Source organism: Methylorubrum rhodesianum (assembly GCF_014199985.1).
Classification (GTDB): domain Bacteria; phylum Pseudomonadota; class Alphaproteobacteria; order Rhizobiales; family Beijerinckiaceae; genus Methylobacterium; species Methylobacterium rhodesianum.
In genome coordinates this window covers 122056-135787 of record NZ_JACHOS010000011.1, presented here as the reverse complement: position 1 = coordinate 135787, position 13732 = coordinate 122056, and the positions used below count along the sequence as shown (strand labels likewise).

Below are 13732 nucleotides of genomic sequence, written 5' to 3'. Positions count from 1 at the left end.
AGACAATCCGCCCGACTCAGCCCTTCGGGTTCCGCACGAAGGTCAGGAAGCGCACCTGCTCGTTCGGATCGCTCTTGTAGACGCCGCGGAACTGGGTGGTGATGGTGGAGACACCGGCCTTCTGCACGCCGCGCATCGCCATGCAGAGATGCTCGGCCTCGACCATCACGGCGCAGCCGCGGGGCTGAAGGATGCTCTCGATCGTGTCGGCGATCTGCGCCGTCATCGTCTCCTGCGTCTGCAGGCGACGGGCGAAGGCATCGACCACGCGGGCGAGCTTCGAGAGGCCGACCACGCCCTTAGTGGGATAGTAGGCGATGTGGGCAAGCCCCATGAACGGCACCATGTGGTGCTCGCAATGAGAGTAGAACGGGATGTCGCGTACCAGCACGGCGTCCGAGTAGCCCTCGACCTCCTCGAACACCCGCTCCAGCAGGGCATCGGCATCCATGCGGTAGCCGCCGAAGATCTGCTCGTAGGCCTTCACCACGCGGGCGGGCGTGTCGATCAGACCTTCGCGGGTCGGATCGTCGCCGGCCCAGCGCAGCAGCGTGCGGACGGCGGCCTCCGCCTCCTGACGGCTCGGACGGCCGAGCGCCACCTCGTTCGGCACCCGCTGGGCCGATTCGGGCAAGGGAGCGATATCGGGAGCGGTGTCGGCCGCAAGGTCGGGGCGGCCCGCATCGTTGGCGCCGCGCATCCCCTGCAGGCCGACGGCGCTCATACGTCGCTCGTCGTCGCTCATGCCGTAGGACAGGGATTTGAGAGCGGCATCCATGGCATCTCCGGCCTTCGCCACACGCGCCTTCATGGTCGTGCTGTCGGGCTTGGCGTACATCGTCGGTCCGTCCCGGCGTCTTAAACGTTTAAGTGCCGACGCCCTCGAACGATCCGAATCCTGGGCCAGGGCGTGACCGGGGTCGACGGTGCCATTCTCGCGGAATGGCGGTATCGCGCCTATATCGTCGCAATCGCTCCGCCGCGCAATGCGTGGCATGCGTATCTGGCTCAACGAATCCTTGAAGCTTCCCCGAAACGGGCGCCCGCGAAAGGCGTGTCAGCGATGATCGACGACATCTACAACCGCCGCATCCTGGAACTGGCCGCCGACATTCCCCGCCTCGGCCGGCTGGAGGCGCCGGACGCCAGCGCCACCGCCCATTCCAAGCTGTGCGGCTCGACCGTCACCGTCGATCTGAAGCTCGATCCGGACGGCACCACGGTCGCCGACTTCGCTCACGACGTGAAGGCGTGCGCGCTCGGCCAAGCCTCCTCCTCGCTGCTGGCCCGCCACGTTGTCGGCGCGACGGCCGAGGAGCTGCGAGCCGTCCGTGCCCGGATGCGGGCGATGCTGAAGGAGAACGGCCCGGCCCCGGACGGAAAATGGGCCGACCTCGCCGTGCTGGAGCCGGTGCGCGATTTCCGCGCCCGCCATGCCTCGACGCTCCTGACCTTCGACGCGGTGGTGGACGCCCTCGATCAGATCGCCTCGCGCAACAGCGCCGGCGCGCCCGAGGCGGCCTGAACCCTATGATCCGCCGGGCGGCGCACGGGGCGATCCGCGTCTACCAGCTCACGCTGTCCGGGCTGATCGGGCGGCACTGCCGGCACTGGCCCTCCTGCTCGACCTACACCGACGAGGCGATCCAGCGGCACGGCCTCTGGGCCGGCGGCTGGATCGGGTTCGCCCGCATCTGCCGCTGCGGACCCTTCGGCACCCACGGCATCGACCTCGTGCCCGAGCACCTGCCCTCAGGCGCCGCGTGGTACCGGCCCTGGGCCTATGGACGCTGGCGCGGCGTCGAGGCGCCCCCGCCTCTGGTCTGCGAGGCGGTGGAGGAGAAGTAGCGGGAGCTCGTCCGCCTGCCGCTCGGCGAAGAGGGCGCCGCGGACCGCAACGAAAAAGCCCCGGCCTCTCGGCCGGGGCTTTTCCTTGTTTCAGAACTCGCCCCGTCGCTTAGCGACGGTCGCCCAGCAGCTGCATCAGGAACTGGAACATGTTGATGAAGTCCAGGTACAGCGTCAGCGCACCGTTGACGGACATCTTGGCCGCGCCCTCGGCATCGACGCCGCTGTAGAGGTACATCTCCTTGAGCTTCTGCGTGTCGTACGCGGTCAGGCCGGCGAAGATGAGCACGCCGATCACCGAGATCGCGAACTGCAGCGCGGACGAAGCCAGGAAGAGGTTCACCAGCGAGGCGATGATCAGGCCGATCAGGCCCATGATCAGGAACGAGCCCATGCCCGACAGGCTGCGCTTGGTGGTGTAGCCGTAGAGGCTCAGGCCACCGAAGGTCGCCGCCGTGATGAAGAACACCCGCACCACGCTGGCGCCCGTGAACACGAGCAACAGGGTGGACATCGAGGCGCCCATCACCGCCGCGAAGGCCCAGAACATCGTGCGCGCCGAGGCGGCCGACATGCGGTCCATCCGGAACGAAAACACGAAGATGAAGGCGAGCGGCGCCAGCATCAGCACCCACTTGAAGGGGCTGGTGTACAGGAACTGCCCGAACGGGGTCAGGGCAAGGCGACCGGCGCCGGTCTGCGCGACGGCCGCCATGTTGAGGGCCAGCGCCACGAGACCGGAGATCCCGAGGCCGACGACCATGTTGTTGTAGACGCCCAGCATGAAGCTGCGCAGGCCCTGGTCAACTTCGACCTGAGAGCTGGCGTATCCCTGCGGCTGGGCGCCGTAGCGAAACGGGCTGTTGTCGAATGCCATGAAAGTTTCCCTTGGAAGCTCTCGGCGTGGAGTTTGTCGAGGTCCACACGCAACCCCTGGCGCGTCGAGCGCGCCTCGTGCCCGAATATGTTCGCTGGAACAGTCACAAACAAGTGGGACTCGGCCGAATGGCCGCGTTTTCAAGCCTTACAGAGGCGTGAGATTTTTATGATTCTTTGCGGATTAAACCTGCTCTTCGAACGTGATTAAGCATCTTCAAAACTGCCGCAGGTAAGGTGCCGGCTTCTGCCCGAGGATGCGCCATGTCCCCGCGAGCCCGGCCCCGATCGCGAAGATAACGGCGAACGCGGCCACCGCCAGCGCCCCGGCGGGATCGGGCGCGAAATCGAGGCGCATGACGCGGGAGACGATGACCCAGCCCGCGGCCGAACCGGCCAGGATGCCGAAGAAGGCGGTGGCGAGCCCGAGTGCACCGTATTCGAGGGCGTAGGCCGAGAGCAGGCGCATCCGCGTGGCGCCGAGCACCTTCAGCACCACCGCGTCGTAGAGCCGGGCGCGGTGGCCGGCGGCGAGCGCGCCGGCCAGCACCAGCAGGCTCGCGAGCACCGCGACGATGCTGGCGCCGCGGATCGCCAGGACCAGCTTGTGCACGAGGTCGTTGACCGCCTCCAGCGCATCCTTCACCCGCACGCTCGTCACCGAGGGGAAGGCTTTCGCCGCGTCGCGCACCACCTCCGCCTCGAGCTTGGGGTCCGGACCGTCGGGCAGGGTCAGGGTCGCGAGGTCGGCATGCGGCGCCCCGCGGAACGTGCCGGGGGAGAACACCATCACGAAGTTGATGCCGAGCGAGCGCCACTCGATCTTGCGCAGGTTGGCGACCCGGGCGGTGATCGAGCGGCCGAGCACGTTCACCGTGACCGTGCCGCCGACCTTCAGTCCCAGCGCACGCGCCAGCTCAACATCGAACGAGACGAGCGGTGCCCGGCCCTCCTCCTCGTTCCACCACGCACCCTCGACGAGGGTCGAGCCGTCGGGCGGAGCGTCGGCGTAGGTGATGCCCCGGTCGCCGTCGAGCACCCAGGCGGCGTCCTCCGGTGGCTTGATCTGCCCGGCCGGTACGCCGTTCAACGCAGTGATCCGGCCGCGCATCATCGGCACCCGCTCGATCTTCGCGTTCGGTGCATGCGCCCCGAGGAAGGCGGAGAAGGCCTCCGCATCGCGCGAGGGCACGTCGAGGAAGAACAGGCTCGGGGCGCGGCCGGGCAGCGAGCTTTCGAGCGCGCGGGTGATGTTGCTGTCGATGGCGCTCAACGTCACCAGCAGGGTCGTCCCGAGGCCGAGCGAGAGCACCACCGCCGGGGTCAGCGCGCCGGGGCGGTGGAGGTTGGCCAGGGCCATGCGCGGCACCATGCCCTTCGGACGCGGCAGCCGCGCGGCCACGACCATCAGCCCCGCCGCAACGAGGCGCAGGGCGCCGAAGGCCAGCGCCGCCGCCGCCATGAAGATCAGCGCGACCTTGCGGTCGAAGGCGGTGAACAGGGCAAGGCCCGCGAGCGCCAGCAGGGCGAGGGCGAGCACCGCGAGGTAGCGCCAGCGCGGCCGGCGCGCCGCCGGATCGACGGCATCGCGAAACAGCCCGGCGACGGAGATGTCGTGGGCGCGGCCGAGCGGCAGGATCGCGAAGGCGAGCGCGGTCAGGAGGCCGTAGGCGCCCGCCAGCGCGAGGCGGGCCGGAGCGATCTCGGGGTTGAGCGGCAGGGGAAGCTGGTCGCGCAGCGCGATGTCGAGTGCGAACGGCAGGACGGCACCGACGACGAGGCCCAGCGCGGTGCTGACACAAGCGATCAGCATCACCTGGATCAGGTAGAGCCCGACGACCTGCGAGCCCGGCGCGCCGACGCTCTTGAGGGTGGCGATGGAGGCCTGCTTGCCGTCGACGAACGCGCGCACGGCATTGGCCACCCCGACCCCGCCGACGATGAGCGCGGTGAGGCCGACGAGCGTCAGGAACTGCGTGAAGCGCTCGATGCCCTTGGCGAAGCGCGGATCGGCGTTGTCGCGCGAGCGCATCTCGAAGCCGGCTTCCGGCAAGGCCTTCTGCACCGCCGCGTTGACGGCGCTCAAGCGGGCATCGTCGGCCTGCGGCAGCTGCAGGCGGTAGGTGAAGCGGTTGAGGCTGCCGGGCTGGACCAGGCCGGTGGCGCGCAGGGCGCTCAGCGAGACGAGCAGGCGCGGACCGAAGCCGATGCCCGAGCCGATCCGGTCGGGCTCGGAGACGAGGGCGGCGCGGATCTCGATCGGAAAGCCTCCGAGCGTCACCCGGTCGCCGACCTTGAGCCCGAGCCGGGTCAGCAGGGCCGGATCGGCCACGGCACCGTAGAGGCCGTTCCGCTCGGCGATGAGCGTCTGAACCGGCGCCGGCGGATCGGTCTCGGCCGCACCGACCGCCGGATAGCTCCGATCGACCGCCTTCAGCTCGACCAGGGCGGCGCTGCCGTCACCGGCCACCGCCATGGCCCGCAGGCTCGCCACCTCGGAGACCGGCGCCTGCCCGTCGAGCACGGCGCGCTCGGCCGGCGTCGCCTCCCGGTTGATCAGGCTGTAGGTGATGTCGCCGCCCAGAATCCGCCGCCCCTCGCGCCCGAGCCCGCCGGAAAGCGAGGCGGCGATCGAGGTGACGCCGCTGATCGCCGCGACGCCGAGCGCGATGCAGGCGATGAACACGCGGAAGCCGGCAAGTCCCCCGCGCAGTTCGCGCAGCGCCAGCCGCAGGGTGAGCGGCAGCCGGGAGGGCGGGACCGGCTTCGGGGAATCCGGCTGGGACAGCGTGCCGTGCATGGAGGCTCGTGCGTTTCGTCGCCGGTCGGGCCGGCCGGGCCAATCTGGGCATCGAGACGGCGTGCGCAACTGCCCGCACCGCCGCATCGGCACGAGGCGGGGTCAGGGTAGGGTTACGGCACGCTCACGGGAAGCTCGATCGTCACGCGGGTGCCGATGCCTTCCTCGCTCTCGATCGCGATCTGTCCGCGCAGGGTCGAGACCACGAGATTGTAGACGATGTGCAGGCCGAGCCCGGTGCTGCCCTTGTCGCGCCCGGTGGTGAAGAACGGGTCGAAGATCCGCTGCAGATTCTCTCTCGGGATCCCGCGCCCGTCGTCCCGCACCACCATCCGGACCTGCGCGTCGCCGAGCCGGGCCACGTCGATGACCAGCGTGCCCGGGCGGTCTTCGGCGAAGGCGTGGATGACGGCGTTGAGCGCGAGGTTGCTGACGATCTGCGCCAGCGCCCCGGGGTAGGAATCGAGCACGATGCCGTCGGGACAGGCGAGCCGGACCTCGTGACCCTTGCGCCGCAGGAGCGGATCGAGGGTGCTCATGAGCTCGACGAGCCAGGACCGCATCTCGAAGCGGCGCCGGTCCTCCGTCGCCTGATCCACCGCCACCTGCTTGAAATTCTGTACCAGATCGGCGGCGCGGGTCAGGTTGGCGAAGACCAGGGCGGCGCCCTCGCCCAGTCGCTCGACGCTCTGCGTCAGGTCCGAGCGGCGGATTTGTCCCGAGGCGATGGTTCGGCGCAGCCGCGCGAGGTCGTGGTCGAAGGCGGTTGAGGTCGTCAGCGCGAGGCCGATGGGCGTGTTGATCTCGTGCGCCACGCCCGCCACGAGCTGGCTCAGCGCGGCGAGCTTCTCGGCCTGGACCAGCTGCGCCTGGGCCGCTCGCAATTCGGCCAGTGTCGCCTCCGAGCGCTCCTTCTCGACGTGCAGTTCCTGCGTCGTCCGGAACTGGCGCCGGGCGCGAAACTCCCGGGCGCCGACCCCGTAGAGCGAGAGCGCGTAGGCCGCGCCGAGCTCGGCATTGTTCACCAGAGCGAGGCCGGGATTCTCGTGCGTCGCGATCGTCTCGAAGAGGGCGAAGCAGGTCCAGGTCAGGGCCGCGAACGCCGCGAACGAGGGGACCCGCAGGGGCAGGAGCGTCGAGACGAACAGGATCACCACGATCAGACCGGCCGCGCCGTGGTCGAAGCTCGGCCGCAGGAAGACGTAGATCACGCTCAGCACGCAGCCCGGTACGACGCAGTAGACGAGGTAGATCTGTTCGGCGAAAGGGCGGGCGTCCGGCCGGGTGAGCAGAAGGGTTGCCGGCAGCAGGACGAGCACGGCGACGACGAGCCGGAGCGTGGTTGCCACGGCCCAGGCTTCGGGGCTGAGAATCCAGTCCATGGCCGAGAACGAGCAATAGACGAAGGCGCCCAGTACCATCGCCGCCTGCGTGCGGCCGAGGTCGTGGAGCGTGAAGCTCCGCACGAAGGAGCGCTCCTCGTCAGGGTCGTCGAAGCGAAGGCCGAGCTGAATCAGCAGCTTGTGCATCGACTCAGAGCTATATGCCGACGCGGCCTCCGGCGACGTGAAACGCGGCCCGTCCCGCGCCTATCCCCAAAGCTTCGACGCGTGTGGGCCACCCCGGACCCTTCCAAGCTCCCGCGGCAGCCGCTACACCGGCAGCCCTCCCATCCTCGGAGCTTCGGAAGCCTGCCGTGTCGTCCCTGCGCCTGGGCGTGAACATCGATCACGTCGCCACCGTCCGCAATGCCCGCGGCGGGCTCGCGCCCGATCCGGTGCGCGCCGCCCACGAGGCCGTGGCGGCGGGCGCCGACGGGATCACCGCCCATCTGCGCGAGGACCGCCGGCATATCCGCGATGCCGACATCGCGGCGCTGCGGAAGCTGCCGGTACCGCTCAACCTCGAGATGGCGGCGACCGACGAGATGGTCGGCATCGCGCTTGCCACGCGGCCGCACGCCGCCTGCCTCGTGCCGGAGAAGCGCGAGGAGCGCACCACCGAGGGCGGTCTCGACATCATCGCCGGCCGCGCGCATCTCGCCCCCCGCATCAGGACCCTGTCGGAGGCGGGAATCCGCGTCTCGCTGTTCGTCGAGCCGGACGAGGCGGTGATGGAGGCCGCCCGCGCCCTCCACGCCCCCGTGGTCGAGCTGCATACCGGCTCCTATTGCGAGGCGGTGATCGCGGGCGACGCTGCGAGAACCGCGCACGAGCTCGACCGCATCGTGCGCGCCGCCGCCCACGGCGCCGGGCTCGGCCTCGAGATCCATGCCGGCCACGGCCTCACCGTCGAGAGCGTCGGCCCCGTGGCGGCGTTGCCGCAGATCCGCGAGCTTAACATCGGCCACGCGCTGATCGCCGAGGCGATCTTCGTCGGCCTGCGGCAGGCGGTCCACGACATGCGCGCAGCCATGGACCGGGCGCGGCGGCAGGCCGAGCCGTGATCCTCGGAATCGGCACCGACCTCTGCGACATCCGCCGGATCGAGTCCTCGCTCGAACGCTTCGGCGAGCGCTTCACCCATCGCGTCTTCACCGACGGCGAGCGGGCGAAATGCGACCGGCGCGCCGCCCGCGGTCCGTCCTACGCCCGGCGCTTCGCGGCGAAGGAGGCCTGCTCCAAGGCGCTGGGCACCGGCATGAGCCAGGGCGTGTTCTGGCGCGACATGGAGGTGGTCAACCTGCCCAGCGGCCAACCGACGCTCGCCCTGACCGGAGGTGCGCGGGAACACCTCGCACGCATGGTGCCGCCGGGCTACGAGGCGCGGCTCCACCTCACGCTCACCGACGAGCCGCCCCTGGCGCAAGCCTTCGTGATTATTGAGGCCGTGCCGCTCTCGACGCCGACTCAGCCTGCCGGCTCGGTCCCATCATAGGTTTTTGGCAGCCCATCCTCCGCGTTGCGGGGCGGCGCGGCTTAGTCTAGACCCGCCGCCCAGCACGACAGTCCACCGGCCAATGGGCAGCGGCTGCCGGATCAGACGGCGGGGCCGGAGGCATACCACTCATGAATACAGGACAGGCGCGCGTGGATCGCGAGGGCAAGACGGAGATCCGGACGGCCGAGCCCGGAACCTGGGCCAGCATCCGGGAAACCGTGAAGGTCGGCGTACAGGCGCTGCTGATCGCACTGGTGGTGCGCACGCTGCTGTTCCAGCCCTTCAACATTCCCTCGGGTTCGCTGATCCCGACGCTCCTGATCGGCGACTACCTGTTCGTCTCGAAATACACCTACGGCTATTCGAAGTACTCGCTGCCACTCTCGGAGTACCTGCCGTTTCAGGCGCATGGCCGGGTCTGGGCAGCCGAGCCGAAGCGCGGCGACATCGCCGTGTTCAAGCTGCCGAAGGACAACGCGACCGACTACATCAAGCGGGTGATCGGCCTGCCCGGCGACAAGATCCAGGTCGTCGAGGGCGTGCTCAACATCAACGGCAAGCCGGTCAAGCGCGAGCGCATCGCCGATTACGAGACGCTCGACGCCTTCGACCAGGTGGTGAAGGTGCCCCAGTACATGGAGACGCTGCCGGGCGGCGTGACCCACCGGGTGATCGAGCGCGACGGCGACCGCGGCTTCTGGGACAACACCGAGGTCTACACGGTGCCGCCGGGCCACTTCTTCATGATGGGCGACAACCGCGACAACTCGACCGATTCGCGCGATCTCGCCAGCGTCGGCTACGTGCCGTTCGAGAACTTCGTCGGCCGCGCCGAGATGATCTTCTTCTCCATCGACGAGCGCACGCCGGCCTGGCAGATCTGGCGCTGGCCGGCGGACGTGCGCTGGGGCCGCATCTTCTCCACCATCCACTAGTCTCTCGAGCGGACGTGTCAGCGGCGAAACGATCCGCCGTTCTCCCCCAGGGTGGACGGCGATGAGCGAGGCCGGCGAGGGCGCCGGACGCTCCAGTCGCGCCCGGCGCGCGCATCGCCCGCGCCCGAGCCTGGCCGTGCTGGAGGCGCGCATCGGCCACGTCTTCGCCGACCCTACCCTGCTGCCGTTGGCGCTCACCCATGTGAGCAAGGCCGGCGCGTCGGGCCGGGTCGGCAGCTACCAGCGCCTCGAGTTTCTGGGTGACCGGGTTCTCGGGCTCGCGGTGGCCGAGACGCTCTACAAGTCGCTGCCGGATGCGGAGGAGGGCGAGCTGTCGCGGCGGCTGGCCGGTCTCGTCCGACGCGAGACCTGCGCCGCGGTGGCCGAGGCCTGGGAGGTCGGGCCGCATCTCAATCTCGGTCCCGGCGAGATCCAGACGGGCGGGCGGCGCAACCAGACCATCCTGGCCGATGTCTGCGAGGCGATCCTCGGTGCGGTGTTTCTGGATGCCGGCTACGAGGCGACGCGGGCCATCGTGCAGCGCAGCTTCCGCCCCGGCGAGGAAACCGCGGCCCCGCGCGGGCGCGACGCAAAATCGGCCTTGCAGGAATGGGCGATGGCGCGCAGCCTCGCGATCCCGGTCTACGAGGTGGTGGAGCGCTCCGGACCCGATCACGCGCCGGTCTTCCGGATCGCGGTGCGGGTCGAAGGCATTGAACCGGGATACGGCGAGGGCGCCTCCAAACGCGTGGCGGAACAGGAAGCGGCCCGCGCCGTGCTCGCCCGCGAGAATATCGGCGGGACGCAGGGACAGGATGGATCAGGTGGTTAGGTCGGATGTCTGAGCACGAGCCGGACGACGCGGAGGGCGAAGACGCTCTCCCCCAGGCGGCGGCGCCTCAAGAGCCGCCTCAGGACACCCGTGCGGGCTTCGTCGCGCTGATCGGCGTGCCGAATGCGGGCAAGTCGACCCTGCTGAACGCCCTCGTCGGCGCCAAGGTCTCGATCGTCTCGCGCAAGGTGCAGACGACGCGGGCGCTGGTGCGCGGCATCGTCATGGAGGGCGACGCGCAGATCGTGCTGGTGGACACCCCCGGCATCTTCGCGCCCAAGCGCCGCCTCGACCGGGCGATGGTGCATTCCGCCTGGAGCGGCGCGGCCGATGCCGACGCGGTCTGCCTGCTGATCGATGCCCGCAAGGGCGCCGACGAGGAGGTCGAGACCATCCTGCGTCGCCTGCCCGAGGTGAAGCGGCCCAAGATCCTGATCCTCAACAAGATCGACCTGATCGCCCGCGAGCGGCTGCTCGAACTGGTGGCCAAGCTCAACGCGATGGTGCCGTTCGAGGACACCTTCCTGATCTCGGCGCTCAACGGCGACGGCGTGGCCGACCTGCGCAAGGCGCTCGCCGCCCGGATGCCGCCCGGTCCCTGGCTCTACCCGGAGGACCAGATCTCGGACGCGCCGCTGCGGATGCTGGCCGCCGAGATCACCCGCGAGAAGATCTACGACCGGCTCCACGAGGAACTGCCCTACCGCTCCACCGTCGAGACCGACCAGTGGCAGGTGCGGCCGGACGGCTCGGTGCGGATCGAGCAGACCATCTTCGTCGAGCGCGAGAGCCAGCGCTCGATCGTGCTCGGCAAGGGCGGTCAGACCATCAAGGCGATCGGGCAGGCGGCCCGCATCGAGATCGCCGAGGTGGCCGAGGCCAAGGTGCACCTGTTCCTGCACGTGAAGGTCCGCGAGAACTGGGCCGACGATCCCGCGCGCTATCGCGAGATGGGACTCGAATTTCCGACCGGCTGACCTCTATTTCCCTCGATCCAATCTCCGCCCTCATCCTGAGGCGCCGGCGCGAGGCGGCGGCTTCGGAGGATCTTTCCGGTATCGCGCGATCGGGGAAGAAACCTTCGAGTCCCGCTGGCGCGGGCACCTCGGGCTGAGGGGCGAAGGTTGGAGATCCTCTCTGGCGCCGAGCGCCGCGGCCCGATCATCAGCCCCAGCCCATGCTCCAATCCGACGCCGACCCCGACATGCGGGCCGTCCTCTACGGCCTCCCGCCGGCCGACCTCGCGGCCGTGCCCGACGGTGCCGCGCAGGTCTCGCCGCTGATCCCCGGTTCGGCGCGGCTGGAGGACGTGTCCGAGGCGAGCCTGGAGGCCGCCCTGCTGCTGGCGCCCCCCGGCACGGTCGAGCGGCGCTACGTTCTGGCACTGGCGATCCGGGCGGTGCGGCCCGGCGGGCGGCTGGTGACGCTGGCGCCCAAGGATAAGGGCGGTACGCGCCTCGCCAAGGAGCTGCGCGGCTTCGGCTGCGCCGTCACCGACGAGCCGCGGCGCCACCACCGCATCTGCACGGCGACGCGGCCCGAGGCGCCATGCGGCATCGAGGCGGCGGTCGAAGCCGGTGCCCCGCGCCACATCGACAATCTCGCGCTCTGCACCCAGCCCGGCATCTTCTCGTGGGACCGGCTCGATCCCGGCACCGCCCTGCTGCTCCGGCAACTGCCGCCGCTCGCGGGGCGCGGCGCCGATTTCGGCTGCGGCCTCGGCATTCTGGCGCGCGCTGTGCTGAAATCCGAAAAGGTCGCCTCGCTCGCGCTCATCGACATCGACCGCCGCGCCATCGAGATGGCCCGGCGCAACGTCGCGGACGCGCGCGCCACCGCCCACTGGGCCGATCTGCGCGGCGCTTCGCCGCCGCTGTCGGGCCTCGACTTCGTCGTCTCGAACCCGCCCTTCCACGACGGCGGCGCCGAGGATCAGGCGCTGGGACAGGCCTTCATCGCCCGCGCCGCGGCCGCTCTTCGGCCGGGCGGAACGCTTCATCTCGTCGCCAACGGCCACCTGCCCTACGAGGCGCCCCTGCGCGCGGCTTTCCGCACGGTCACGCCGACGGTGACGGAGGGGGGCTACAAGCTGTTCGAGGCCCGGAAATGAGCGAGGCCCGCAAGTGAAGGCCGTCCGCCTCGACCGGCTGCTGGCCAATCTCGGCTACGGCTCGCGCCGGGAGGTCGAGGGGCTGGCCCGGGCCGGTCTCGTCCGCCTCGACGGGCAGGCGCTGCGGGACGCCTCGCAGCGCCTGCCCCTCGATCCCGATCTCTCCGAGCGGATGACGGTCCAGGGCGCAGCCCTCGATCCGCTGCCCGGCCTCTGCCTGATGCTGCACAAGCCGCTCGGTGTCACCTGCTCGCACAAGGAGGCGGGGCCCCTGGTCTACGGATTGCTGCCCGAGCGGTGGCGGCGGCGCGATCCGGCGATCTCAACGGTCGGGCGCCTCGACAAGGAGACCTCGGGCCTCCTGCTGATGACCGACGACGGTGCGCTGCTGCATCGGATCATCTCGCCGAAGGCCAAGGTCTCCAAGCGCTACCGGGTTACGCTGGCCCGCCCGCTTCAGGGCGACGAGGCCGCGATCCTCGCCTCGGGCGAGCTGATGCTGGAAGGCGAGGACAAGCCGCTCCTTCCGGTGGAGATGGAGATCGACGGCCCGACCCTCTGCACGGTCACCCTGCACGAGGGCCGCTATCACCAGGTCCGGCGCATGTTCGCCGCGCTCGGCAACCACGTCGATGCGCTCCACCGCGACCGCGTCGGCGGCCTCGCGCTCCCGGCGGACCTGCCGGCGGGGGAGTTCCGGATCCTGGGGCCGGGCGAGATCGCCGCGCTGTTCGCGGGCTAGCGGCTACCCGAGCGCCGCCTTGCGCCGGGCGAGGCGGCGATCGAGGAGCACCAGCGCCCAGCCGACGGCGAGAAAGGCCGCCGCGATCGCCCCGGCATAGGCTGCGACCGGCCCCCAGCCGATCTTGCCGACATCGAGGAACGGGTAGGGATAGCGCGCGTCGTAGGCGCCGCGCAGAAGCGTGTAGCCGAGATAGATCAGCGGATAGCTCGCGAACAGCGCGAGGTCGCGGGGCGCGAGGCGCCCCTTGGGGACGAAGGCGAGCCAGTAGAGCGGCACCAGAACCGGCAGCACCTGATGGAGCAGGATGTCGCCGACGAGGTCGCCGCCGCGCAGGGTCCTGAGGCCGTAAAGCAGCAGCCGCTGAACGAGGCCGACGAGCAGGGTCGCGAGCAGGGCCGTGGCGACGAAGCGGGGCTGGGCCAGAGCCGGCGCCCGCAGGGCGATCCCGCCGAACACGGCGAGGACGACGAGCCCGGTCAGGTTCGTGAAGTAGGCGACCATGATCCAGACGGTCAGCGGCACCGAGCCGGTCCGGCCGAACACGGCGGAGAAGCCGGCCGCAACACCGAGGGCGGCGCAGAGCGCGATCAGGGCGGCGGCGAGGCGGGCACTTCGGGAATCCATGGTCGGGCGTCGGAGCGGTGGAGGGCTCAGCGTTCTGGCGCTCCTTCGCGACCAAGACGTGACGCCGCTTGACAGGCGCGGC

The 13732-nt window shown here is 70.1% G+C and carries 14 protein-coding genes; 9 read left to right on the top strand and 5 right to left on the bottom strand.

All coding sequences use genetic code 11. The features are described from left to right. Positions 1-16: 16 nt before the first annotated feature. A complete protein-coding gene (folE, locus tag HNR01_RS17065; RefSeq protein ID WP_486347946.1) occupies positions 17-778 on the bottom strand; it encodes a GTP cyclohydrolase I FolE in 762 nt (253 codons plus the stop codon). Between the two features lie 285 nt (positions 779-1063). On the opposite strand from folE, the gene HNR01_RS17060 reads away from it, so the two are divergent. Further along, positions 1064-1525, top strand: coding sequence for an iron-sulfur cluster assembly scaffold protein (locus HNR01_RS17060; protein WP_183668821.1), 462 nt, complete (start codon positions 1064-1066; stop codon positions 1523-1525). Between the two features lie 5 nt (positions 1526-1530). After that, positions 1531-1848 (top strand): membrane protein insertion efficiency factor YidD, encoded by a 318-nt coding sequence (gene yidD / locus HNR01_RS17055; RefSeq protein WP_183668819.1) that lies wholly within the window; start codon positions 1531-1533, stop codon positions 1846-1848. A 109-nt stretch (positions 1849-1957) separates the two neighbouring features. On the opposite strand, the gene HNR01_RS17050 is transcribed toward yidD, so the two are convergent. From HNR01_RS17050 to HNR01_RS17040, 3 genes are all read right to left on the bottom strand, one after another. Beyond that, positions 1958-2725 (bottom strand): Bax inhibitor-1/YccA family protein, encoded by a 768-nt coding sequence (locus tag HNR01_RS17050; RefSeq protein WP_183668817.1) that lies wholly within the window; start codon positions 2723-2725, stop codon positions 1958-1960. A 216-nt stretch (positions 2726-2941) separates the two neighbouring features. After that, positions 2942-5524: an ABC transporter permease gene (locus HNR01_RS17045; protein ID WP_183668815.1), complete on the bottom strand. Its 2583-nt coding sequence runs from the start codon at positions 5522-5524 to the stop codon at positions 2942-2944. Positions 5525-5637: 113 nt separating this feature from the next. Further along, positions 5638-7053 (bottom strand): sensor histidine kinase, encoded by a 1416-nt coding sequence (locus HNR01_RS17040; RefSeq protein WP_183668813.1) that lies wholly within the window; start codon positions 7051-7053, stop codon positions 5638-5640. Positions 7054-7220: 167 nt separating this feature from the next. On the opposite strand from HNR01_RS17040, the gene HNR01_RS17035 reads away from it, so the two are divergent. From HNR01_RS17035 to HNR01_RS17005, 7 genes are all read left to right on the top strand, one after another. Beyond that, positions 7221-7970: a pyridoxine 5'-phosphate synthase gene (locus HNR01_RS17035; RefSeq protein WP_017485598.1), complete on the top strand. Its 750-nt coding sequence runs from the start codon at positions 7221-7223 to the stop codon at positions 7968-7970. Next, positions 7967-8401: a holo-ACP synthase gene (gene acpS / locus HNR01_RS17030; protein ID WP_183668811.1), complete on the top strand. Its 435-nt coding sequence runs from the start codon at positions 7967-7969 to the stop codon at positions 8399-8401. Before HNR01_RS17035 ends, acpS begins: the two co-directional genes overlap by 4 nt. Before the next feature lie 131 nt (positions 8402-8532). Further along, on the top strand, positions 8533-9339 hold the full coding sequence (gene lepB / locus HNR01_RS17025) for a signal peptidase I (protein ID WP_026105691.1): 807 nt from the start codon (positions 8533-8535) through the stop codon (positions 9337-9339). 61 nt (positions 9340-9400) lie between these two features. Then, the gene (gene rnc / locus HNR01_RS17020; RefSeq protein ID WP_153874531.1) at positions 9401-10171 is read left to right on the top strand and encodes a ribonuclease III; all 771 of its coding nucleotides are present in this window, start codon (positions 9401-9403) and stop codon (positions 10169-10171) included. A 5-nt stretch (positions 10172-10176) separates the two neighbouring features. After that, on the top strand, positions 10177-11148 hold the full coding sequence (gene era / locus HNR01_RS17015; RefSeq protein WP_017485602.1) for a GTPase Era: 972 nt from the start codon (positions 10177-10179) through the stop codon (positions 11146-11148). Between the two features lie 200 nt (positions 11149-11348). Next, entirely contained in the window at positions 11349-12281 is a 933-nt protein-coding gene (locus HNR01_RS17010) for a class I SAM-dependent methyltransferase (protein ID WP_246417535.1), read from the top strand. Positions 12282-12294: 13 nt separating this feature from the next. Further along, the gene (locus tag HNR01_RS17005; RefSeq protein ID WP_183668809.1) at positions 12295-13023 is read left to right on the top strand and encodes a pseudouridine synthase; all 729 of its coding nucleotides are present in this window, start codon (positions 12295-12297) and stop codon (positions 13021-13023) included. 3 nt (positions 13024-13026) lie between these two features. Here the strand turns inward: HNR01_RS17005 and HNR01_RS17000 are convergent, their stop codons facing one another. Then, entirely contained in the window at positions 13027-13650 is a 624-nt protein-coding gene (locus tag HNR01_RS17000; protein WP_153874530.1) for a Pr6Pr family membrane protein, read from the bottom strand. Between the last annotated feature and the right edge of the window lie 82 nt (positions 13651-13732).